Here is a 25,644-nt window from a genome sequence, read left to right on the forward strand (position 1 = left end):
TTAATATTATAATTAACAACTATATAGATTATAAATCTTAACGATTTTATTTTAAATTATTGTAATACCACGCGACAGCATCTTTTAAGCCATCTTGTATAGAAAACTGAGGTCGATACCCCAATAAATTTTTAGCTTTTTCTATACTAGCCAAAGAATGGGGTATATCTCCAGCTCTATTAGGACCATGTATCACTTCAACATTACCTATTTTAGCATCAAAAACAGATAAATATTCTTTTAACAAACCAACTAATTGTGTCAAAGTAGTTCTGTCTCCATAAGCGGTATTGTAAACTGTATTTATAGCCTCTGGATTTTCGGTGGTCATAGCTAGCTCATTCATCTGAATGACATTGTCGATATAGGTAAAATCCCTAGAATAATTACCATCCCCGTTAATCACCGGACTTTCATAATTCATAAATTGCATCACAAACTTGGGTATTACCGCTGCATACGCTCCGTTTGGATCTTGTTTCCTTCCAAATACATTAAAATAACGCAAACCTATAGTTTCCAAACCATATGTTTTACTAAAAATCTCAGCGTACAACTCATTCACATATTTAGTAATGGCATATGGAGAAAGCGGTTTCCCTATCACATTCTCTACTTTGGGCAAACCTGCAGAATCTCCATAAGTAGATGAACTTGCAGCGTATACAAATCGCTTTATTTTGGCATCTCGTGACGCAGTAAGCATATTTAAAAACCCCGAAACATTTACATCATTTGTTGTAATGGGATCATTGATAGAACGCGGTACAGAACCCAAAGCGGCTTGGTGCAACACATAATCAACACCTTCTACTGCCTTCTGACAATCTGATAAATGACGGATATCACCTTCTATCAAAGTAAAATTTAAGTCATTTATAAATGCATCTAAATTATTTCTATGACCAGTGGCAAAATTATCTAAACAAACAACTTGGTAGCCTTTATTGAGGAAATACTCACTTAAATTAGATCCTATAAATCCTGCACCGCCCGTAATTAATATTTTCATAAATTTTTAAAAAGTTTATTTCCCGCTAAAAAAAGTAACATTATAAACCCGGCTAAAAAACCTCCTATTGCCAGTCCTTTCACTTTTCCTAACTTTTCCTTTTTCAAAGGCAAAATAGGACGATCTATCACCTGAATTAATGGGGTTTCCTTACGCAAAGTAACTTTCGCTAATTCTGTTTGTTTTACCAACTCGGTTAATATGGCCGTATTGGCCTGCACATCGACCTGTCTTCTGGCAGACGGTGCGCGACGAACATTCATAGCTGGATTCAATCCAAAAGTAATATCATTGGCAACAGCCACACCCGTAATCGCTCCGTTTAACTCACGACGAATAGAATCTGTTTGTCTTTGCAAAATATCCATGTTCATGCGGGCTTTTTTACTCTTCGTAGTAACGTAAAAATAGGATACTTCTTTTACCAAAGATTCGGTAAAATATTTAGCAAAAAACTCATTGGTAGACTGTGTCGTAATCGTGCCGATGGCCACTTTTTTATCCTTTTGTTCCACCGTTAGACCACTTTTTGATAAATCACTATAAATCAATCCTAAAATACTGTCTTGTTCTCTTGTAAATTGATTCCTATTGGCATTGGGTAAAAACTGGATACTTTTTAGTTTGGGTTTTTCCTTCCAGTTGTCACGCCACTTCTTGTCTTGAATGTACATCTCTGCCAGAGATATATTTTTTCCTTGAAATACTACTGGTGACAACAATGTTTTTTCAACCATGGAACGTGACTTAAAAAACTCCATTAGGTTGGCTGCAGAAAAAACTCCTCCGCCGCTGGATCCCAAATCCAAACCAAATGAACTCGCCAAACTTAAGGCCCCTAATCCCGAACCTGATTTTTCATCTTCTAATGCATAGGACAAAGTAGCGGTATACACTGGTTTTTTGATAAAAGAATAGGCTAATCCTAAAACAGCTCCTATTACGCCTGCCAAAACAATGATTTTCCATTGCGAAAGCAAATAAGAAAACCATTCCTTTCCTTTTTCAATTAGTTCTTTAAGCGATATTTCGTCGTTAGGTATTTCTTTATTCATTGTTTCAAGATTTTACGCTTGTATTTTGTTTAATTGTATTGAAATATTTATTTTAAATGGGCTCCTGTTATCTGAGACTGCAACCTGATCACTGAACACTGTAACCTGATCACTGATCACTGCAACCTGAATGCTGATCACTGAATACTGACCACTACCTTAATATCGCAATAATAACTCCTGCCAAACTCGCTAAAACTCCTGCAATACTTACAAATTCTCCCGTACTCATCTTTTTTCTCTCTGGTTTTTCAGGAACAATAATTTGAGATCCTGGTATTACTTTAGGATGGTTTCTTATGAATAAGAACTGACGTGTAACTGAAGCTTGTCCGTTTGGGTAAATGATGTATGACTTTCTTTTCCAGCCTTTGTTATCAGCGCCTCCCACAGCATCGAGATAGTATTCAAATCCTCTTCCTTTTTTATACGGAATTTCTGAAGTTAACAATACGTTACCCGTTACCTTTACTCCTTCGTTAAAAGTTGCCACTTCAATAGCGTCTCCAGGAAACAAAATAATGTTGGTGCTGCTTTGCTGATTTTTTAAAATCGCATCCCAATTCACTGGGATTGTAGCATATTTTAAATCCTCTTTTAGTTTCTTCTCTAATTTATTTTGAATGCTGTCTTTAGTTCCTAAATTGAGATTAATACTCTCTACTTCCTCAATTTGCTTGGCTTGAATTGGTCTTTTGATTTTAACACCATTCACATTGGCTACTGACGTTAATCCACCTGCTCTCATTACTACATCAAAAACTCTTTCTTTTTTGTTGGCCAAAACGTACTTACCTGCATACTCCACCGCACCAGTGATAGTTACCATCTCCGGTTTTTCATAGACCGCCATTTTTCTAATGTTAATGACATCAAACGGACGCAATTCAAAATTTTTGGCTTGCTCATTGTTGTCGGGAGCAATCTCGATGTTGAACAATTCTGCCTTATTCGGATTGGCATCGTCATTTTTTTCAGAAACGATCATCCTTGCAATCTCTACTCTCTTCGATGCAGAACCTGTTAAACCACCGGCTTGTACTAACAAATCGTTTAAAGTTAAACCCTCATTATAGTCATACACTCCTGGCTGTCTGATTTCGCCATCGATAGTGATTTTATATTCCTCAACAAAATCCAATATAGAATAAACGGTAACTAGATCTTCTTTTTTTAAAGCCACATTAGCGGCTTCATCACCTCGTAACGCTTGCTCTAAATTAACCATAACAATCTCAGTAGTCAAATCAGACTTGAGTCTAATAATTCGAGCTCTTTTACTGTATGCATCTTCTTTTAATCCATCGGCTTTGCTAATTAGATCCGAAATGCGCATGCCCTCATAAAAGGAATACGTATCCGGTCTAAAAACGGCGCCTGCAATGCTAATGCGATTTTCAAAACGGTTTAAAATTTTAGAAACCCGAAACACATCGCCTGACATCGGTTTATAGGTATTAAATTCTGACTCCTTAATATCTGTTACCTTGAATTCCTTATTCGTTTTTTGCAACACATTTACAGAGGCTGTGTAAGCAAATTCATTAAAGCCGGACGCGAAAGACATTAAAGTACTAAAAGTCTCGCCTTTCTTCATTTCAAAAATTCCAGGACGCTTGACCTGTCCCTCTACTGTTACCCTTTGAGTGTACGCCGGAATCCGAATAACGTCATTGTCCTTTAAACCAACATTATCGGATTGGTCACCGTTAACCAAAAAACGATAAATATCAATATTTTTATATACCCTATTATCTCGCAACAACTCAATGTTCCTGTAACTGCCATTTTTACCGGGACCTCCTCCTAAAAACAAAGCATTATAAACAGTAGCTAAAGAGGATATTGAATAATTTCCAGGCTGTTTGCTACCTATGATGGTTACCCGAATGGTTCTAATACGACTCAAACTGATTCCAACTTGCGATTGTCCGGAACGAATCGTACTGTAAACGCCAGCCATAGCATTGCGTATCTTTTGGGTCGCTGCTTCAATACTCATTCCCGAAACCGGAATTTGGCCTACATACTGAATGTTTACTTTGCCTTCGATGGTTACCGGAACTGAAGCATTAAATTCTTGCACACCATATAGACTAACTTGTAATTCATCTCCTGGTCCGAGGATATAATTCACTGGAGTGGCCAATTTTAAATTAGGCTCAAAATTCAATGTTGGATTATCAAAAAGTTCTGAACCAAAAATTAAAGCATTTAGTGTGTCTTTTACTTTGGTATTGACTATTTTATCTTGTTTTCTAGTTAATTCCTCCTCTGATGCATTGCCACCTTTTGCTTTCTCTGCATTTGCGGTCTGTGCTCCCAATCTGGTTTTTAATTTCGCAAACTCTATTGCAGACATTCCTTTGGCCAAAGCCATAGGCTCTGCTTGTTCAATTGTCATATTATTGGTCTGCAGCTGTGCTTTAATTTTTACGATATCGCTATCTGTCAAATTATCCACTTTCAACGTACTCAAATCATTACTTTTTAGCAAGTCCTGCGCCAACAAAGTAGAAGACTGAAAAAGTGCTATAAACAATAAAGTGACTGTAATTATTTTTTTCATATCTATTCTAAAATTTAAATTCTTTAAATGCACCAGCTGTTAGTCCTATACTAGAGCAACGTATTTCTATTCTGTAATGAAATCAGCAACAATGCCCAATGGATCTGCGCTGTCGAGTACCATCGGCCTGATCAAATTTTCTTTTGGATAGCAAATTTAGGTCAAAAGATTTAATCCAATATTCATTAAAAAAAAATTAAACCAAGTAAATTTAATTTCAATCTTACAAAATATTTAAAATTAAACTATTAAACAACACGTAATTTTATAGCAAATTAAAATTTTATAGTACTGTTTTTTTGACTTTTTTTAATTGTCGTTTAAGGCACTTTACATAATTTTAGTTTTGAAATCTTGTCTTCTCACTTTAAGATACCTTCACCTAAAACGCGGAACCCACTATTATCTTATGCTTTGCGAAGGACAAAACGCACTAGTTTCAATTCAACAAATCTGACTTATCGCGCTCCAGTGCATTATACACACTCTTGACATCCTGAGAGAATTCTTTTTTCAAAATTAAATTAGCGGTATCGGTATGTACAAAAATGGTATCCTTGACCCCTACAAAAGCCGTATAATTAGTAGTTCCAATGACCATATTTCCGTTTTCATCTATCGGATGACCTATGCTGATCAAATAATCATACACCGATTCAAAGGATCCTAAATCGGACCATTCAAAGTGAGACGACACTACTTTTATTTTTTTACTGCGTTCCATCACCGCATAATCAATACTAATAGAAGGAATAGCCATAGAGAGATCTAGATCTAAATTTCCCGCTTGGTTGTTTTCCCAAGCTAATTTAGAAGTTTCGTATACTTCAGGAGCATACAACTTTAATTCCTCTAAAAAAACAGTCGCTTTAAAGCAGAACATACCGCTGTTCCATAGAAAATTCCCTGTAGCTATAAACTCTCTAGCCATTACTTGATTTGGTTTTTCTCGAAAGGAAACCACGTCATCGCCTTTGCGTTCGATATACCCATAGCCCGTCTCCGGTTTTGTAGGGATGATTCCAAAGGTTACGATAAACCCATCAGCTGCTTTTGCAATAGCTTCTTGAATGGATTCTTCATACAACTCCATCGCGCCAATAATATGATCTGATGGTGTAACAATTAAAATATCATCTGGCCCTGATGCAAAAGCTGCAAAAGCAATAGCCGCAGCGGTGTTTCTTGGCGTAGACTCAATAATATCGATATAATCTGTATTTGATTTTTCTAATACTTGTTTACTCAAATGGCAATTGTCGATATTCCCGACAACCAATATAGTATCGGCAATAGCGCGATTGCGGTCTACCGTCATTTCAAACAAAGACTTTCCATCAAAAATAGCAAGGTATTGCTTGGGTTGACTTTTACGAGAAAGTGGCCATAACCTACTACCAACACCTCCTGTGAGTATAACATGTTTTATTAAATGCTTTTCCATAAAAATGTATTTATTAAACTATGATTTTGTTTTACAATAACTATAGCCTACCATCTGCTACAGTGCCCAACACTCCTTTTACATCATACAACAAACTCGTTGGTTTTTGCAAAAGCGAATAATCCAATCCTAAAAACTGATCGTGCGCAACTCCAAGTATGACAGCATCAAATTGCTGTTTGGGCAATTCGTTTTTGGTGACTAAGTTGTATTCTTTTTTTACTTCCAAGGGATTAGCAATAGGATCAAAAGTAGTTACTGCAATACCATAATCGGTTAAGGCAGCAATTACATCCACTATTTTTGTATTGCGAACATCTGGACAGTTCTCCTTAAAGGTAATTCCAAGCATCAAAACAGTAGCTCCATTGACCGAAATTCCTTTTTTGATCATCAGTTTAACTACTTGAGAGGCCACGTATTCGCCCATGCTATCATTCAATCGCCTTCCTGCTAAAATAATCTCAGGATGATATCCAAATTCTTGCGCACGTTGTGCAAGATAATACGGATCAACTCCGATACAATGTCCTCCTACCAAACCCGGTTTAAAGGGTAAAAAATTCCATTTGGTTCTAGCTGCTGCTAAAACGGCTTGGGTGTCAATCTGCATCAAGTTGAATATTTTAGCCAACTCGTTTACGAAAGCAATATTAATATCGCGCTGAGAATTCTCGATTACTTTGGCCGCTTCAGCCACTTTTATCGATGGTGCTAAATGCGTTCCCGCGGTAATAACCGATTGATATAATGCATCAACTTGGCGTCCTGATTCTGGTGTAGAACCAGACGTGATTTTTAAAATTTTTTCAACCGTATGTTCTTTGTCGCCGGGATTAATGCGTTCAGGAGAATAACCTGCAAAAAAATCAACATTGAATTCCAGTCCAGAAACCCGTTCTAAAACTGGAACACATTCTTCTTCAGTAACGCCGGGATATACAGTAGATTCATAAATAACAATATCCCCTTTCTTTAATACACTACCAACGGTTTCGCTTGATTTGTATAAAGGAGTCAAATTGGGACGGTTGTTTTTATCAACTGGAGTAGGTACGGTTACAATATAATAGGTACATGCTGCAATAGCATTTACGTCTGTGGTACAATACAAACCTCGTGCATCAGTTGGGGCAGAAACTAAAACGTTCTGCAGTGTGACCTCATCTACTTCAAACGTACTATCTGAACCAGACTGCAGCGCAGCAACTCTAGCGTGGTTAATGTCATACCCAACCACAGCGTATTTTGTGGCAAATAATCGTGCTAATGGCAAACCAACATAACCCAAACCTATTACCGCTATTTTTATATTTGAATCCATTTTGAATAATTAAAAGTAGCGTTTATTCACTTTACCCTACTGCTTCGCAATCCATACCCACATAAAAAGTAGCGTACAGAAAATTATAAGTGCGCAAAGATAGGAACAATATGCCATTTTTTGTTGTATAATTCACAGTTGATCATCAAGCGATTTTTTCTCAAACAGTGTATATATTACAAACTATTGAAATTCAAAAAGAAAGATACTGTAGACTGCTTTTATTTACATTTAAATATCTCCTAAATTAGTGATAAAAAAAATTGAATTACAGCAATTGAAAACGGTTGCCGCTTTATTTGAGTTTACCGCACCCTTAAACTTATTTTATCTCATCGAGCGCAGTCGAGATGCTTTGATACTTCAACAATAGTAATCTTTGTTTTTTTGTCACATCGAGCGCAGTCGAGATGCTTTAATCCTTCAACAATAGTAATCTTACTTTTTGTCAAATCGAGCGCAGTCGAGATGGGTAGTACTATAGCATACCAAAATAGGTATTGTTTTAGTAAACTACTTAATCTTCATTTTTAAAACACATCCCAAAGACTCCAAAACTAGCAAATAATGCGTATTGGTTACTTCTTGAACAATTGCTTTTTGACTTGAAAAAGGGCCAGATTCTAACTGTATAGCATCCCCTACTTGAAAAGAGTGTAGGCTTACATCATTGGCCTGAGCTGGATCCAACCATTTTTGTATGGTGTCAATTTCTTCGTCACGAACAATGGCAGGCTTACCCAACCAAAACAAATAACGCACCACTCCAACCGATTGAAAAACCATATTCCGTTGTGTTTCGGGCAACTGGACAAAAACATACGAATTAAATAGCGGCACTTCTACCTTTTTCTTTCGATCAGACCATTGCCGAACCTGCGTAACTAAAGGGCAATAGCAAGCGATCCCTTTATTTTTTAATTGTTCTGCAACTTTTTTCTCCCATTTGGGCTTTGTATACACTACATACCAATTCATCATTTTCTTTGTATTGAAATAACATTTTCTTGTTATTCCGTTATTTTATAAACTATCTATTTATTGTTCGTTAACTATTTTTAGCCACGAATTACACAAATCGGCACTAAATTATGTGCCAGCGAAACTACTTGACTCGCTTATATCCGTTTTAACCGCAAAGTATCACATTACTGTTTAAACTACTTTCAATAGCGATTGCGCTTTTAATATTCCAGTACGGTTTTACTTTTTTTGGGCAATCACTTTTATTTAAGTGGTGTTCGCTAAACCTTCAATTTATCATGATCAAAAAAAATAAAAACGGAATGCTTGGTAATAAGAAGTAAAATACGTTGGCATAACAATAAAATATTCCTGTTTTTAATATTGTTTTTTGGGTATTAATTAATCTTCGATTTCACTGTCTGATCCCGATAGCTGCCTAACGAACAATGCATTAAGCTAAGGAATAATCCCTACGATTGTGTCATTCCGACGAAGGAGAAATCGCAACAAACGTGCGCAACAAACAGAGATTCCTCCTTCGTCGGAATGACAAATAAACACTTAACTTAATGACATTGACCGAGCGCTTCGAGAAGTTTTTTATAAAATAGCGAAAGCATTTTTATAAAAATGTATCGAGAATTGCTACCGAAAACTAATTTTATTAGCTCTCTAACGTGTACAAATCTATTTAATAAACGAACTCCTTTTTTTCACTTAACCTCCCTCTCCTTCGGAGAGGGCTGGGGTGAGGATTTAAGAACCAATAGCCTGATAAACAAAGCCAATTTCTTGTAATGCTGGGCCATTCAACAAATTTCGCCCATCAAAAATAAAAGCTGGTTTTTGCATCGAATCGTATATTTTCTGCCAATCATAGGTTGCAAACTCATCCCATTCCGTGAGCACTGCGATGGCATGGGCATTTTGACAGGCCTCATAGGGATTTTCAAAGGAAAATACGCTACTGGCATTGGCTTCACTGGTTCTAGAATTAAGATAATTTAAATCATCCTGTATCTTTTTAAGGGATACTTTAGGATCATAAACCGCAATTTGCGCATGTTCATTTATTAAATCATCAGCAATATAAATAGCTGCTGATTCTCTGGTATCATTAGTATCTTTTTTAAAAGCCCATCCTAAAAAAGTTATTTTTTTGTCGGACACCGTATTGTATAGTGTTTGGACAATACGGTTGGAAAAACGTCTTTTTTGATGATCGTTCATGATAATCACTTGTTCCCAATAATCTGCTACTTGATGCAATCCGTATGATTTTGCAATGTAAACTAAGTTCAAAATATCTTTCTGGAAACAAGAACCACCAAAACCTACCGATGCTTTCAAGAATTTCGATCCTATTCGGCTATCCATTCCTATTGCTTTTGCAACTTCATTTACATTTGCTCCTGTTTTTTCACACAGTTCAGACATTGCATTTATTGATGAAATACGTTGTGCCAAGAAGGCATTTGCCGTCAGCTTAGACAATTCTGACGACCAAACATTAGTGGTCAATATTTTATCAACGGGAACCCAATTTGAGTACACGGCAACCAATGCTTGTATCGCTCTTTGTCCTTCCTCAGAAGAATCTCCCCCAATTAATATACGGTCTGGATGTAATAAATCATCAACTGCAGTTCCCTCGGCTAAAAATTCAGGATTTGATAAAATTTGAAATTGTACGCCATTGCCCGTATTATCTAGAATACTTTTGATTGCCTCAGCGGTACGTACAGGAAGCGTCGATTTTTCTACTACTATTTTATTGTCTTTTGCAACCTTTGCAATTTGTCTGGCACACAATTCAATATATTTCAAGTCAGCTGCCATTCCTTTTCCTTTTCCATAGGTTTTGGTTGGGGTATTAACCGAAATAAAAATCACTTGCGCTTCTTCTATTGCTTTTTCAACCTGTGTAGAAAAAAATAAGTTTCTTCCTCTCGCTTCGGCTACAATTTCGCTCAAGCCAGGTTCATAAATAGGTATATTATTTACATTTTCATCATTCCAGGCCGCAATTCGCTCTTCATTTAAGTCGACTACTGTGACTTGAATTTCTGGACATTTTTGCGCTATTACTGCCATGGTTGGACCACCTACATATCCCGCTCCAATGCAACATATTTTTGTAATTTTCATTTCTAAATTTTCTATTTTATACAACTATTCTAATTTTCATTTACTACCCATTAATCACACTATTCACTCCTCACTATTCACTCATCAATTGTCACTCCTCACCATTCACTTCTCACTTCTCACTTCAAATTATTCCAATACCACTCTACCGCTTCCTTTAATCCGTCCTGCATCGAATATTTTGGATCATAGTCCAACAGCATTTTTGCTTTATCTATACTTGCCAAAGAGTGTGGAATATCGCCCGCTCTGTTGGGTCCATAAACAATCGGAACACTTCCAATTCTTTCATCGTATGCCGCAAGATACTCTTTCAAATATCCTACTAGATTGTTCAATGTATTCCGATCTCCATACGCAGTATTGTAAACCGTATTAATGGCTTGTGGATTTTGGGTTAGCATGGCCAAAGCATTCATCTGGATCACATTATCGATATAGGTAAAATCACGGGAATAATTTCCATCACCATTTATTTTTGGACTTTCTAACTGCATCAACTGCATTACAAATTTAGGAATAACTGCAGCATAGGCACCGTTTGGATCTTGTTTTCGACCAAAAACATTAAAATATCGCAACCCGATCGTTTCTAAACCATACGTTCTACTAAATATATCTGCATACAATTCATTCACATATTTCGTAATGGCATAAGGCGAAAGGGGTTTTCCAATCACGTCTTCCACTTTTGGTAACGCTTCAGAGTCACCGTAAGTTGACGAACTTGCCGCATACACAAACCGTTTTACTTTGGCATCCCTAGAGGCTACTAACATATTCAAAAAACCAGCAATATTAACATCATTGGTGGTAACCGGATCATTTATCGATCTGGGTACAGAGCCTAAGGCAGCTTGGTGCAAGACATAATCTACTCCCTGCACTGCGTTATTGCACTCACTCGCATTGCGTATATCGCCTTCAATCAAATTGAAATTAGAATGATTGATACAGTCTTTTAAATTATGCCTGTGACCTGTTGCAAAATTATCAAAACAAATCACTTTATAGCTTTTGGACAAAAAATACTCACACAGATTAGAACCTATAAATCCTGCGCCTCCTGTTATCAAAACCGTACTTTTGGTTGCTTCTTGCATGTGCTTTTTTTATAAAAAAATTACTTTATTTGTTTCTTTAGGATTTTCTCTCCAATTTTTTGATACCACTTTTTGGCTCTCTCTTCTTCGTAATATCCATTTGCATAGTTTCCATAGCCGTACCCATAGCCGTATCCTGTACCATATTTTGCTTTGTTTTCTAAACCATTCAAAATGATACTGGCGTTTTGCAATTCACCTCTTTTTACTCTATTGTTTAATAAAGTAATCATGTCTTTTTTAGTGAAATTCTGCCTTACTATATATAAGGTTACATCACAATATTGAACCAACTCTAAAGCGTCAGACACCAAACCTACTGGCGGTGTGTCTAGAATAATATAATCGTATTTTTTCTTCAGCTCTTCTATCAATTCGCCCATACCTTCGCTCATGATCATCTCCGAGGGATTTGGAGGAATTGGTCCCGACAATATAACGTCCAGAAATGGAATGTGCGTATGGTTTGTTATCTCATCGATCGTTTTTTGTTTGATTAAATAATTGACTATCCCCACTTCATTAGACAAATTAAATTCAGCAAACAGCTTTGGTTTTCTTAGATCCAATCCTAATACAACCGTCTTTTTTTCGCTCAAGGCAAAAACGGTAGCAATGTTTATAGCGCAAAATGTTTTTCCCTCCCCACTTACTGAAGAGGTAATCATTAGTGTTTTTGCACCGTCTAAATTTTGTTGCTTGTATAAAAATTGTAGCGAAGATCGAATGGCTCTAAAAGATTCTGATAACGCCGATTTTGGTCTGTCAAAAACAGCTAAGTCGGAGCTTTCCTTATTTAAACCAACAATTCCTATCAATGGAAGCTTTGTCATTTTACTGACATCCTCTGCATTTTGAACAGCATTATTGATAAAGAAAATAGTAAATACAAAAATTAATGGAATCAGTATTCCCAGAAACAAAGCCAAGATATAATTAACAGAAGTTTTGGGCCCGATAAGTCCGCCTCCTACATCTTTTGCAGGATCAATAAAATGCACATCCGATAAGTTGGCTGCTTTTACAATATCTGCTTCGCTTCTTTTTTGAAGGAACGTACTGTAAATATTATCACTTAAATCATATTTCCGTTTGATTTTAATAAGTTCTTGCTGATCCTCTGGAAGTTGTTTTATCGTGCTTTCAGTTTCATTTATTTTACTACTTATCATAGCCAAATCATATTGTAAAGCCGATTTGGCCGAAGCAATATTTTCTAACAAAACATTTTTAATGGCCTCCATTTGATTATCAAAATCCTTGAATATTTTATCGCTTTTTACAGCATAAGCCATTTCAGAACGCTGCGTAGATAAAGCGATTAACTTAGACACATTCACAACAATATTGGGATCGTCAATCCCTGCTACAGTTGGCGCAGGAAGTTTAGCATAGTTTACGCTACTTTTTAAGTATGCTTTCAACGAATTGTAATAAGCTATTTTACGATTTATCTCATCTTTTTGAACATCAAAGCCCAAAATCTTTTCAGAAAACTTAGAACCACCTTCCTCTATGTTGTATATATTTTTACCTTTTCTAAAGGATTTTAATTCGTTTCCCGTTTCCTTAAGCTGCGACTCCATGGCCACTAACGTACTATCAATAAAAGCTATCGTATTGGTAGCAAATTGGTTCTTACCATCCAACTGCCTTTTTATAAGCATCTTGACGGTGGCATTCAAATATTCGACCATTCTAGCTTTATTTGGGCCTTGCATTGCTAAAGTGATTATCGAACTGCCTTTGTCATCTGATTTTACATTGATCCCTCTATAGGTTCCAACGGTTGCGTCAAAATCATTAAACTGTACAAAATATTCATTTCCTTTATAAAAACCAGGATTTTCATTTATTTCTAACGTCCAATTCAAAAAAGGCAACGACACTTTTTCGCCTACTTTATATCGTTGAACAAAATCTTCTGCCGCTACTGCTGTAGTACTGTATGAATGATCAGCATACGTAATTAAAGAAGCACTCTGACTCTGAAATGGAATGGTAATTTCATACGTGTTTTCATTAATAAATTTAATCCCAATTAAAGTGCCTGATACTTGTCCTTTTGATTTATCTATGGTTACATGAAAGGGAACCGATCCATATCCATCTATTAAATTGTATTCTCCTTGTACCAGATAATTAATGTAGAATTGCAATTTATCAACCACCAGTTCATTATGAGATCTGGACTGCAAAGTAGTGGTAATGGTCTGAACTTGATCTGAAGTCCCACCCCAATTAAAGACCAAACTGGTATTGGATGTAAACAAAGGATTGCTTTCTTCTTTCACAGAAATAAGCGTATCCATGCCGTATATTTTTTCTTTACGAACATTCACCTGATAGGCAATGGTAAAAGTAATGAGTAGACTTATCAAAAACCACTTCCAATAACTCCCGATTTTTATTAAAAACCCCTTAAAGTCAAAACTGACTTGGTTTTCAAAAATCGAAAAATCTTTTAAATCTAGCATATTTTGGGCGCTGTTTTAATTTTTTAAAAGCAAAAAAGTAGTTGTTGCCAAAGACAACAAGGTAATAATAGTTCCTAGAGATTCTATTCCTGTCTTTCCAGTCCCCCAAGATTTTTGCTTGAGTGGTTTTATGTAAATATAATCATTGGGCTGCAAATAATAAAAAGGGGATTTCATTGCATTGATATCTGTAAGGTCTAAATCGTGCATAACAACTCCGGTAGGTGTTTTTCGCATCACGGTTACGGCTTTTCGATCGCCAGTAATCGTGATGTCACCAGCATTTGCAATAGCTTCCATGATAGTGACTTGCTCTTGAAATAAAGTTTTAGTACCTGGACTTGCTATTTCTCCGTTGATGGTAAATCTAAGACCGCCTAATTTCACGGTAACAAAAATATTAGCTTCTTTGTTAAAATATTCCGCTAGGAGTTGCTTTTCAATTCGCACTCGAATCTCTTCTAAGGTGTAACCAATAACATTTAGCTCCCCCAAAATAGGAATTCTAATAGCTCCATGATCATCAACTGTAAAACCATCAAAATAAAGTCCTGAATCTGATTTATCTGACATAGTTCCTTCATTATTAGGACTAAACATCGCTACTAATTTAGGATCTATAGCTTTAATATTGATACTTATAATGTCATTGGTTTGCAACCTGTACGGTTTTGACTCTACAGCCGAAATGCTATTCGCAGCATCGGAATTGTTCTTATTCTGAAGGTAAATTAAATCCTGAGTTGGAATACAAGAAGTAAACAACAGACTAACTAACAACAAATAGAGTACGGATTTGCTCATTTTTTACTATTTTATAAACAAATATAGCTTTTCATTTAGTATTTAAAAAGCTTCGCTGCTCATTATCTGGATTAATTATTTTTGAACGATTTTTCGAAAGGTACTCTTTGCAAAATACTTCTTCCTAAGGTAACTTCATCAGCATATTCCAGCTCGTCTCCCACTGATATCCCTCTGGCAATTGTAGACATGATTATGGCACTTTCCCCAATTTGTTTGTAAATATAAAAATTTGTGGTATCACCCTCCATGGTGGAGCTCAGAGCAAAAATCACTTCAATCACACTACCTGATTTTACTTTTTCAACAAGCGTAGTGATGTTCAACTGACTAGGACCCACTCCGTCAATTGGAGATATTTTGCCACCTAAAACATGATAAATCCCTCTAAACTGTCCGGTGTTTTCGATGGCCATCACATCCCGAATATCTTCTACAATGCAGATAATTTGGTGGTTCCTGCTTTGATTAGCACAAATCTCACACCGCTCACTATCTGAGATGTTATGACAGCTGTTGCAATACTTAATATCTTCACGCATCGCAACTAAGGCTTGCGATAAAAAACCGGTTTGTTCCTTGGGTTGTTTTAATAAATGCAATACCAATCGCAGTGCTGTCCTCTTACCAATTCCTGGCAACTGAGACATTTCATTGACTGCTTTTTCTATGAGTTTTGATGAGAATTCCATAACCACAAAAGTAGTTAATTAGTTGATTTGTTCCATTGGTTATTTGTTTAATAGAAGCTGTAAATTGATCCTATTTCAAACAAACGAAATAACCAATAAACGAATTAACCAAAAAATCGTATTTTGGCTTCAAATAAAAACTGCAATGACTCCAAGCACCATTTTAACTCTCATAATCGTTTATTTTGGAATTTTATTCTTCATCTCCTACACAGTGAGCAAAAAAGATAACGGAAATGAAGCGTTTTTTAAAGCCAATAAAAACTCTAAATGGTACTTAGTTGCTTTTGGGATGATTGGAACAGCACTTTCTGGAGTAACTTTTATCTCTGTTCCGGGGGAAGTTGGTGCTCCAAATGGGGAACAATTTAAATATTTTCAATTTGTTTTAGGCAATGCCATTGGCTTTATTATCATTGCAAAAGTACTACTACCCTTGTATTACCGGATGAACCTGACTTCTATTTATGGGTATATTGAACAACGACTTGGTGTTTATTCCTATAAAACCGCCGCTACTATTTTCTTAATTAGCAGAACCATAGGATCGGCTTTCCGACTGTATCTAGTGGTGATTGTTTTACAACGTTTTGTTTTTGATTTCTATTGTATTCCTTTTGCCATGACGGTGCTCATTTCCTTGGCATTGATATTTGCATATACCTATCGTGGCGGATTAAAAACGATCATTATCACCGATACTTTACAAACATTTTTTCTAGTTACTTCGGTTTTCTTGACGATAGTATTTATTTGCAACAGTTTAGATTTCTCTGCTATTGAAGCTTTTGAAGCCGTGAAAAACAGCAACTACTCTAAAGTCTTCTTTTTTGAAGATTTCATCAGCAGTAAATTCCATTTTGTAAAACAGATCGTGGGTGGAATATTCGTTACCATCGCCATGGTAGGTTTGGATCAGGATTTAATGCAGAAAAATTTAAGTTGTGCCACAATTGGCGAAGCCCAAAAAAACATGTTCACTTTTACGGGGATTTTTGTCGTGATTAATATATTCTTTCTTAGCGTAGGGGCTTTACTTTATATTTACGCTGCTAAAAACGGAATTGAAGTACCAACAGATTTAGTCACTGGAAAGCCCAGAACCGATTTGCTTTTCCCTGAAATAGCTTTTAATCATTTGGCGCTAATTCCATCTATAATTTTCTTATTGGGTTTAACCGCAGCAACCTTTGCTACAACAGACTCTGCATTAACGGCACTTACAACCTCGTTTTGCATTGATTTTTTAGGAATGGACAAAGAAGAGAATCGTAACAAACCTAATGTGGTGCGTACGAGACATGTTGTTCACATCGCTTTTTCGTTCCTAATGTTTTTGGTCATAATTTTATTTAATGCGATCAACGATAGTTCTGTGGTGGGTATGATTTTTCGGGTTGCCTCGTATACCTATGGTCCACTTTTAGGATTGTATTGCTTTGGATTAGTAGTACAATCAAAAACAGTGAAAGATAAATTTGTCCCTTTAGTTTGTTTAGCATCACCAGCTATTACGTTCTTGATCAGCGAGAATTCAAAAACGTTATTATGGGGTTATGTATTCGATAATGAATTGATTCTTATAAACGGACTGATCACATTTCTGGGACTCCTGCTGATTAGTAAAAAAGCTGAACGTGTAACTCGATTTTAATTACGATTTCATCGATGAAATTTGCCAGTAATTAAAAAATTCCTATTGGCAATTGTAATCTAGGCTTACTTTTAAGTTGCTACATTCATTTAGAAATTTTCACTGTTGAACTTTACAAAACAGCGCGCTGAAAGAATTGTTTCTCTACTGCTTGTGTTGCATACTTGAGCCCTAGCCCTGATAAAAATGGAAATCCTTTTGAATAAAACAGTTGTTTTTTCTCATAAAAAAAGAGCGACCAACGGAAGCTCCTTTATTTATATAGAAAAATACTGTTTTATCAAAAGATTGAAATGGATAGCAGGAAATAGCTTCAAAAACTAATATTGATTAGTCGTTAACAAAACTAACGTACACGCAACTTCTACTTTTATGTCATTCAATTTCAATAATTGATAGAATTCTGGATTTTCAGTACCTGGATTGAAGATCACACGTTTGGGTTTGGCCTCTACGATATAATTGTAATAATCGCGCTGGCGCGTTGGGTTTAAATATAGGGTAACCGTATCGATGTTTTTTAATGGAATGGCTTTCGTCTGGATTTTGACACCTGCTACTTCGCCCGCATTTTGTCCCAATGCAAGCACTGAATGTCCTTTATCGACCAACATGCTTACCGCTTTGAAGGCGTAGCGTTCCGGTTTCGTTGTCGCTCCAAGTACTAGTGTTTTTTTATTCTTTGTCATTTTTAAGTAATATATTTGACAAAAGTAATCAAAAAGGTTTATTCGATTGGTAATTTTAAGGTTTAGTTGCTGCTGTAATAAAAACATTAGCCTAACATTAAAAAACAAAAAAAGAGTATTTTTACAATCTCAAATAACAAATATGGACCTATTTATTTATCTGTTCGTTGCTCTTTTCTCTGTTTTAAACCCAATAGGGACTGTACCTATTTTTGTGGGTCTAACGCAAAATGATACCAAAAAAGAGCGTTCTAGAATTTCATTATGGACAGCTATAAATGTATTTATAATTCTAATTGTGTCCTTTTTTATCGGACAATACGTCCTGCTTTTTTTCGGAATTAGCATTGATGCATTGCGTATTGCGGGCGGAATTATTATTGTAAGTTCGGGTTTTTCACTACTTTCAGGGAAATTCACTAAGAAACGAGGTATCAATAAAAAAGCCGAAACGGATGCACAACAACGAAATGATATTGCCTTGACCCCGCTGGCAATACCCATGCTAGCTGGACCTGGATCAATCTCATTACTAATCGCATTTTATCAAGAACACAACACGACAATGGAAATTATTATTTCCTCAATTGCGATTCTTGCCATTGCAGTTGCCATTTTTATCATTCTAAAAAGTGCTCATTATCTCGCTAAAATACTGGGAGCGTCTGGGATTATAGCGATTTCAAGAATTGTAGGATTCATTGTAATTGCGATAGGAATACAATATATTGTGAGTGCAATTATCAATATTATAAAAGGGAATCTCTCGATATAGAAATAAAAAAAGGCGGATAAGAATTTAATCCTATCCGCCTTTTTTTATTATTTTCTTGGCAAGAAAATTTCAGCCATCATGCATCGGGCACTTCCTCCGCCACAGGCTTCAATGGTATCTAAACTAGAACTCAAAATTTCAGCATGTTTTTCAAGCTGTTCGATCTGCTTGGGAGTTAATACTTGATGTGCCGCAGCACTCATAACCAAATAGCGTTTGTCACTTGCTCCACGAAGTTCCAACATGTTCCCAGCAAAATTATTCATTTGAGACTCGGTAATTAAAATGACTTCCTTCCCGTTTTCTTTTAAGTTATCCAGCACCATTTTACGTTCTTTCTTATCATCGATACAATCCGAACAAATTACAGCAAACGTTTCTCCCAGACACATCATGACGTTGGTATGATAAATCAATTTTCGTTCTGAATCTACAGTTTGAAAGGCTTCAAAAATAACGGGTGCATAATCAAAATCTTCACAGAATTCAATAAATAATTCTTCGTCTGCTCGCGGTGAAAGAGCACAATATGCTTTTGAATTGGTTCGGTCCAAGAGCAAACTTCCTGTTCCCTCTAAGAAAAAGCCATCTTCCTCAGCACTTGTATAATCAACGATATTATTTATCACAAAACCTTTGTCTTCAAGCAGATCTAATATATCCTCACGACGTTCTGCTCGGCGATTCTCAGCAAACATTGGGTATAAGGCTACATCGCCATTTTCATGAAATGAAATCCAGTTGTTCGGGAAAATACTGTCGGGAGTATCTATATCAAGGCTGTCATCAACAACCGTGACATCAACCCCAACAGCAGTCAATTTTTCTACAAAAGCATCAAATTCTTGTTGTGCTTTAGCATTTACTGTTGCTGGTAAAAGTCCATGTAATACTTTTTGATAATAATTATTGACTGTAGTTTGCTCGTTCATTCTAAACGCAACTGGGCGAATCATCAAAATAGAATTGGTAGTTTGTTTCATGATATTTTATTTTTTTTATTTTTGTAGAGACGCACTGCAGTGTGTTTCTACAAAATTATTCTCTAATTAAAGGCAAAGTAGAGCATCGCAGCAATCCTTCTTGTTTTGCAATTTCGGCATATGGAATTTCTTCGACCACAAAGCCATTTTCACGCAACCAATTATTGAGTCGCGTAAAATTTCGTTCAGAAACCACAACATGGGTATCAATGGAGAAAATATTAGAATTCATATGGTACATTTCATCTCTAGTTAGGTGAAATAGGTTTTCTTTTCCAAAAAGACCAACTAGAAATAAGTAATCAGCCTCTTCCCGAAAACCATTTTTATAAATAATCCCTTTATCATTTCCTACAGGTTGAAAACAACAATCTAAATGCAAGGCGTTGTCTCTAGCTTCAATTTTTGACTTTACGAGGTCAAATTCTTTAACAATTTTATTTGGAAATAAATCCTTGAGGTACTGCACACCATGTAAATTGGTTCGTGCAGTAATGTATTCTTTATAGTCGCTTCCTTTATAAGTTCCCACGAAAATATAATTATTCCACAACATCACATCACCACCTTCTATATGAACCTCCTCTGGTGGACGAACCACTTTTTCTGGATTAATAGTTTCTATTAGATATTGAATAGCATCGAGCTCTCGTTCACGATCGGGCAAAATATTAGACTTTATAAAAATATCATCAATTACAAAACCGATGTCTCTGCTAAAGATTTGGTTGTAATTTTCAATCATTTCAGGTCGATACACCTTTACGTTATATTTTTTTAAAACAGCACTAAAAGCTTCCATTTCATCGATCATATCTTTCTCCGTTGGATATGTACCTGCTATAATATGCTCTAATGATTTTGGATCATACGCTTCATTAACAGTCGGTGTCGGTCCGTTGTTATTTGCTAAACCTAGCACTACAGCTCGAAGGCGGGATGTTTCATTATATATGTTTAACTCTAACATGTGTTTTAGCTTTTGACAAATATAAAAAAAGCTTCACAAAATAGTGAAGCTTTTTAAAGTGAATTTATCTTTTGTCGGATGTTTTAAAATCCCTCAAAGGGTGTCCAGTATAAATCTGTCTTGGTCTTCCTATTGGTTCTTTATTTTCTCTCATTTCTTTCCATTGTGCAATCCAACCTGGTAAACGCCCAATAGCAAACATAACTGTAAACATATCAGTAGGAATTCCTAAAGCTCTGTAAATAATTCCAGAATAGAAATCTACGTTTGGATATAATTTTCTTGAAACAAAATACTCATCAACAAGTGCAGATTCTTCTAATTTTTTTGCAATAGCAAGAATTGGATCATCAACCCCTAAAGTAGACAACACTTCATCAGCTGCTTTTTTGATAATTTTCGCTCTTGGATCGAAATTTTTGTAAACTCTGTGACCGAATCCCATCAAACGGAATGGATCATTTTTGTCTTTGGCTTTGGCCAAATATTTATCTGCATCACCACCAGTTCTATGAATCTCTTCTAACATTTCCAGTACGGCTTGGTTCGCTCCACCGTGCAAAGGTCCCCAAAGTGCTGAAACTCCTGCTGAGATAGAAGCAAATAATCCTGCATGTGAGGACCCTACCATTCTTACTGTAGAGGTAGAACAGTTTTGTTCATGATCTGCGTGAAGAATAAATAATTTATCTAAAGCATCAATAACTACCGGATTTGGCGTGTAGGGTCCAGTAGGCAATTCAAACATTAATCGCATAAAGTTTTCTACGTATCCTTTGGTATTGTCATAATAATTCAAAGGATAACCAATACTTTTTCTGTATGTCCAAGTTGCAATAACCAAGAATTTACCCATGGTTTTACACACTGCCTCATACATTTCCTTTTCATTCTCTACATTTACTGACTTTGGATTAAAAGCTGTTAATGCGCTTGTCAATGCAGATAAAACACCCATTGGATGTGCTGTTTTAGGAAAACCATCAATGATGCTTTTCATTTCCTCATTGACTAGAGTATATTTTCTGATGTTGGTTTCAAAATTTTCTAATTCCGCTGCAGTTGGCAACTCACCAAAAATAACTAAATAAGATACTTCTAGAAAATGTCCTTTTGCTGCTAAATCTTCTATTGAATATCCTCTGTAACGAAGAATTCCTAGTTCACCGTCAAGAAAAGTAATTTCGCTAGTACAGGCACCTGAATTTTTGTATCCAGGATCAAGAGTGATCACTCCAGACAAATCACGTAATTTGTTAATATCAACGCCAACTTCATTTTCACTCCCTACAATAACAGGAAGTTCAAATTTTTGACCATCAATTTCTAATGTTGCTATTTTTGACATAATATAATTGGAAATAAACTTTTAAAATAATAATTTCCCAAATCTAAGGAATTAAACAATAATTAAAAAGAGAATACAACAATGAAACTGTTAAATATTACAAAAAAAAACCACTCACGAGAAGTGAATGGCTTTCATCAAGAAATAATTAAAATTATTTTATCTTAAATGCATTTTTACCAGGGAAATAAGCAGAATTACCTAATTCTTCCTCAATTCTAAGCAATTGATTGTATTTTGCCATACGATCTGATCGAGATGCTGAACCTGTTTTTATTTGACCACAGTTTAGCGCTACCGCTAAATCAGCAATTGTATTATCCTCCGTTTCACCAGAACGATGAGACATAACAGAGGTATAACCAGCATTTTTAGCCATGTTTACCGCAGCTATTGTTTCTGTTAAAGTTCCAATTTGATTCACTTTAATAAGTATGGAATTTGCGATTCCTTTATCGATTCCTGTTGACAAGCGTTCTACGTTTGTAACAAACAAATCATCTCCAACTAATTGTACTTTATCACCTATTCTTTCCGTAAGCAATTTCCACCCGTCCCAATCATTCTCATCCATTCCGTCTTCGATAGAAATAATTGGATATTTAGCTGCCAATTCGGCTAAATAATCTACTTGCTCTGCGGAAGATCTCACTTTGCCGGTTTCTCCTTCAAATTTAGAATAATCATATTTCCCATTTGAGTAAAACTCTGCAGCTGCACAATCTAAGGCAATCATGATTTCATCTCCAAAAGTGTATCCTGCAGCTTCTACAGCTTTTTTAATCGTGTCTAAAGCGTCTTCTGTTCCTCCAGCTAAGTTTGGTGCAAAACCACCCTCATCACCAACAGCCGTTGAAAGTCCTCTATCGTGCAAAACTTTTTTCAAGCTATGAAAAATTTCAGTACCCATTTGCATCGCGTGAGAAAATGAAGTCGCTTTTACAGGAAAAATCATAAATTCTTGAAAAGCAATTGGCGCATCAGAATGAGAGCCACCGTTGATAATGTTCATCATAGGCACTGGCAAAGTATTTGCAGAAACACCGCCAACATAACGATACAAAGGCAATCCTAATTCATTTGCAGCAGCTTTGGCTGCGGCCAAAGAAACACCTAAAATAGCATTTGCTCCTAAGTTTGACTTGTTTGGAGTACCATCTAAATCAATCATCATCTGATCAATTTGATTTTGCTCAAAAACAGAAACACCTACGAGTTCCTCAGCGATAATCGTATTTACATTCTTCACCGCATTCAAAACTCCTTTTCCGAGATATGCTTTTCCACCATCACGAAGCTCTACAGCTTCATGCTCGCCAGTTGATGCGCCCGAAGGCACTGCAGCTCTTCCTAAAACTCCGTTGTCTGTTATTACATCTACTTCAATAGTAGGATTTCCTCTTGAATCAAAAATTTGTCTTGCGTGAATTTTGATTATAATACTCATATACTAGATTTTAAAATATTTTACAAATACAAATATATTCTAACTTTTGGAATCACATTATGAAAATAATGAATGTTATTAACGAAAACGTTATAATTAGTCTACTAAACAAATTTTTAAATACTTTTTAAGTTAATTAAAAAAAATATGCTTCTGGATTAAAAAATAAAACCGGCAGAAATAATTAAAAACTACTACTAGAAACAAATAAAGTCACCACACAATAAAAAGAATAATTCAATTGAATTTAACTATCGCATTCATCCAAAAAGCAAAGAGTTCAATGACAGAAACAACTTCTAAATGAAACAATGTAAAAAAAAAGAGATCGACTCAAATTCAAGTCAACCTCTTTTCTATCTATAAATTAAAAATATTAACCTTTCATATTCTCAATAAATTGATCAAATAAATAGGAAGAATCATGGGGTCCCGGACTTGCTTCAGGATGGTATTGTACCGAAAAACAATTCTTGTTTTTCATGCGCATTCCAGCAACCGTTCCATCATTGAGATGAAGATGTGTAATTTCTAAATCAGGATGGTTATCCAATTCTTCTTTATTAACAGCAAAACCGTGATTTTGAGAAGTAACTTCCCCTTTTCCCGTCAGTAAATTTTTCACAGGATGATTAATCCCTCTGTGCCCATTAAACATTTTGTAAGTTGAAATACCGTTAGCCAAACCAATTACTTGATGACCAAGACAAATTCCAAATAATGGCTTATTGTTGGCCAATATTTCCTTTGCAACTTGAATTGCACCCAAAAGCGGCTCAGGATCACCAGGTCCATTAGATAAGAAATAACCATCAGGATTAAACGCTTGTAAATCTTCAAAAGTAGCATCATAAGGAAAAACCTTAATATAACAGTCCCTTTTAGCTAAATTACGAAGTATATTTTTTTTAATCCCCAAGTCTAAAGCTGCGATTTTATATTTTGATTTTTCATCGCCATAAAAATAGGGGATCGAAGAGGATACTTTAGATGCCAGTTCAAGACCTTTCATATCAGGAACTTTCGATAAGGCTAACTTAAGATCATCAACAGAAGTTCCATCCGTACATATTACAGCATTCATTGCGCCATTATCTCGTATATAATTTACTAGAGCTCTAGTATCAACATCTGAAATACAAATCAGATTTTGTTTTTTAAAGTATACTTCTAAACTTTCTGAAGCATCAGGGCGAGAATAATTAAAACTAAAATTTTTGCAAATTAAACCTGATATCTTAATAGAATCTGATTCAACTTCATTTTCATTAACACCGTAGTTACCAATATGTGCATTAGTAGTAACCATTAACTGTCCGTAATAAGAAGGATCTGTAAAAATCTCTTGATATCCAGTCATACCAGTATTAAAACAAACTTCTCCAAAAGAAGTTCCACTAATCCCGATTGATTTTCCATGAAAAATGGTTCCATCACTTAGTAAAAGAATAGCAGAATGTCGTGTTGTGTATTTCATTAGTATTGTGTTTTCGTAGTGAACTATAAATTAAAAGGTGTTAAAAACCTATTTCTTTTAAAAGAAAACTTTAAGTAACTCTTTTAAAAAATTAAATATATAAGGATAAAAAAAAAGGATAAACTATAAATAGCTTATCCTTGATTTTTATTGAATGATTATTTTCATAATTACTCAGCAGACTCAGTAGTAGATTCTGTTTCAGCAACAGGAGCTTCGTCAGCTTTTTTAGCTTTACCACCACGACGGCTTTTAGCTTTTTTCACTTCTTTTTTACCTCCATTGTAAAGTTCATTGAAATCTACTAATTCGATCATTGCCATATCAGCATTATCTCCTAAACGATTTCCAACTTTAATGATACGTGTGTATCCACCTGGACGATCTCCTACTTTTGCAGCAACATCTCTGAATAAATCAGTAACAGCATATTTACTACGCAAGTAAGCAAAAACGATACGACGATTGTGTGTAGTATCAGCTTTAGACTTTGTAATTAATGGCTCAACAAATTGTTTAAGCGCTTTCGCCTTAGCAACTGTAGTATTAATACGCTTGTGCTCAATAAGAGAACAAGCCATATTAGCTAACATAGATTTCCTATGTGCAGTTTGTCTGCTAAGGTGATTGAATTTTTTTCCGTGTCTCATGACGTGTTTTTTTATACTTTCATCTTGATACTATCCACTCTGGAGATCAAAATATGA

At 35.6% G+C, this 25,644-nt stretch carries 20 protein-coding genes; 2 read left to right on the top strand and 18 right to left on the bottom strand.

Translation table 11 applies throughout. The annotated features are described in order from the left end of the window. Positions 1-46 precede the first annotated feature (46 nt). From ACNQGO_RS02000 to recR, 11 genes are all read right to left on the bottom strand, one after another. On the bottom strand, positions 47-1,012 hold the full coding sequence (locus tag ACNQGO_RS02000) for an SDR family oxidoreductase (protein WP_417984010.1): 966 nt from the start codon (positions 1,010-1,012) through the stop codon (positions 47-49). Then, positions 1,009-2,067 carry a Wzz/FepE/Etk N-terminal domain-containing protein gene (locus ACNQGO_RS02005; RefSeq protein ID WP_417947851.1) on the bottom strand — a complete coding sequence of 353 codons (1,059 nt, stop codon included), beginning with the start codon at positions 2,065-2,067 and terminating at the stop codon, positions 1,009-1,011. The genes ACNQGO_RS02000 and ACNQGO_RS02005 overlap by 4 nt, the downstream gene beginning before the upstream one ends. Before the next feature lie 154 nt (positions 2,068-2,221). Continuing rightward, complete coding sequence (locus ACNQGO_RS02010) at positions 2,222-4,636, bottom strand: SLBB domain-containing protein (RefSeq protein WP_417984011.1); 2,415 nt, start codon at positions 4,634-4,636, stop codon at positions 2,222-2,224. Positions 4,637-5,075: 439 nt separating this feature from the next. After that, a complete protein-coding gene (locus tag ACNQGO_RS02015; RefSeq protein WP_417984012.1) occupies positions 5,076-6,080 on the bottom strand; it encodes a mannose-1-phosphate guanylyltransferase in 1,005 nt (334 codons plus the stop codon). A gap of 40 nt (positions 6,081-6,120) precedes the next feature. Continuing rightward, positions 6,121-7,404: a nucleotide sugar dehydrogenase gene (locus tag ACNQGO_RS02020; RefSeq protein WP_417984013.1), complete on the bottom strand. Its 1,284-nt coding sequence runs from the start codon at positions 7,402-7,404 to the stop codon at positions 6,121-6,123. 513 nt (positions 7,405-7,917) lie between these two features. Further along, on the bottom strand, positions 7,918-8,382 hold the full coding sequence (locus ACNQGO_RS02025; protein WP_417984066.1) for a UpxY family transcription antiterminator: 465 nt from the start codon (positions 8,380-8,382) through the stop codon (positions 7,918-7,920). Positions 8,383-9,126: 744 nt separating this feature from the next. Next, positions 9,127-10,518: a UDP-glucose 6-dehydrogenase gene (locus tag ACNQGO_RS02030; protein ID WP_417984014.1), complete on the bottom strand. Its 1,392-nt coding sequence runs from the start codon at positions 10,516-10,518 to the stop codon at positions 9,127-9,129. A 119-nt stretch (positions 10,519-10,637) separates the two neighbouring features. Further along, positions 10,638-11,621: an SDR family oxidoreductase gene (locus ACNQGO_RS02035; RefSeq protein ID WP_417984015.1), complete on the bottom strand. Its 984-nt coding sequence runs from the start codon at positions 11,619-11,621 to the stop codon at positions 10,638-10,640. 20 nt (positions 11,622-11,641) lie between these two features. Next, complete coding sequence (locus tag ACNQGO_RS02040; protein WP_417984016.1) at positions 11,642-14,098, bottom strand: polysaccharide biosynthesis tyrosine autokinase; 2,457 nt, start codon at positions 14,096-14,098, stop codon at positions 11,642-11,644. Positions 14,099-14,113: 15 nt separating this feature from the next. After that, positions 14,114-14,902: a polysaccharide biosynthesis/export family protein gene (locus ACNQGO_RS02045; RefSeq protein WP_417984017.1), complete on the bottom strand. Its 789-nt coding sequence runs from the start codon at positions 14,900-14,902 to the stop codon at positions 14,114-14,116. A 71-nt stretch (positions 14,903-14,973) separates the two neighbouring features. Beyond that, complete coding sequence (gene recR / locus ACNQGO_RS02050) at positions 14,974-15,594, bottom strand: recombination mediator RecR (RefSeq protein ID WP_417984018.1); 621 nt, start codon at positions 15,592-15,594, stop codon at positions 14,974-14,976. Between the two features lie 145 nt (positions 15,595-15,739). On the opposite strand from recR, the gene ACNQGO_RS02055 reads away from it, so the two are divergent. Next, positions 15,740-17,248: a sodium:solute symporter gene (locus tag ACNQGO_RS02055; RefSeq protein WP_417984019.1), complete on the top strand. Its 1,509-nt coding sequence runs from the start codon at positions 15,740-15,742 to the stop codon at positions 17,246-17,248. A gap of 320 nt (positions 17,249-17,568) precedes the next feature. Here ACNQGO_RS02055 and ACNQGO_RS02060 read toward each other — a convergent pair whose 3' ends face one another. Then, positions 17,569-17,937 (bottom strand): CoA-binding protein, encoded by a 369-nt coding sequence (locus ACNQGO_RS02060; protein ID WP_309759605.1) that lies wholly within the window; start codon positions 17,935-17,937, stop codon positions 17,569-17,571. A gap of 142 nt (positions 17,938-18,079) precedes the next feature. Here ACNQGO_RS02060 and ACNQGO_RS02065 point away from each other — a divergent pair, with 142 nt between their 5' ends. Then, complete coding sequence (locus tag ACNQGO_RS02065; protein WP_309759602.1) at positions 18,080-18,712, top strand: MarC family NAAT transporter; 633 nt, start codon at positions 18,080-18,082, stop codon at positions 18,710-18,712. 47 nt (positions 18,713-18,759) lie between these two features. Here ACNQGO_RS02065 and ctlX read toward each other — a convergent pair whose 3' ends face one another. From ctlX to rplQ, 6 genes are all read right to left on the bottom strand, one after another. Continuing rightward, positions 18,760-19,695: a citrulline utilization hydrolase CtlX gene (ctlX, locus tag ACNQGO_RS02070; RefSeq protein WP_417984020.1), complete on the bottom strand. Its 936-nt coding sequence runs from the start codon at positions 19,693-19,695 to the stop codon at positions 18,760-18,762. A 55-nt stretch (positions 19,696-19,750) separates the two neighbouring features. Further along, a complete protein-coding gene (locus ACNQGO_RS02075) occupies positions 19,751-20,665 on the bottom strand; it encodes a dimethylarginine dimethylaminohydrolase family protein (protein WP_417984021.1) in 915 nt (304 codons plus the stop codon). Positions 20,666-20,729: 64 nt separating this feature from the next. After that, positions 20,730-22,013, bottom strand: coding sequence for a citrate synthase (locus ACNQGO_RS02080; protein WP_417984022.1), 1,284 nt, complete (start codon positions 22,011-22,013; stop codon positions 20,730-20,732). Positions 22,014-22,167: 154 nt separating this feature from the next. Continuing rightward, a complete protein-coding gene (gene eno / locus ACNQGO_RS02085) occupies positions 22,168-23,460 on the bottom strand; it encodes a phosphopyruvate hydratase (protein ID WP_417969103.1) in 1,293 nt (430 codons plus the stop codon). A gap of 376 nt (positions 23,461-23,836) precedes the next feature. Next, positions 23,837-24,937, bottom strand: coding sequence for a glutamine-hydrolyzing carbamoyl-phosphate synthase small subunit (carA, locus tag ACNQGO_RS02090; protein ID WP_417969102.1), 1,101 nt, complete (start codon positions 24,935-24,937; stop codon positions 23,837-23,839). Between the two features lie 170 nt (positions 24,938-25,107). Further along, positions 25,108-25,587, bottom strand: coding sequence for a 50S ribosomal protein L17 (gene rplQ / locus ACNQGO_RS02095; RefSeq protein WP_417969101.1), 480 nt, complete (start codon positions 25,585-25,587; stop codon positions 25,108-25,110). Positions 25,588-25,644 lie beyond the last annotated feature (57 nt).

This window comes from Flavobacterium frigidum, from assembly GCF_048286735.1.
Taxonomy (GTDB): domain Bacteria; phylum Bacteroidota; class Bacteroidia; order Flavobacteriales; family Flavobacteriaceae; genus Flavobacterium.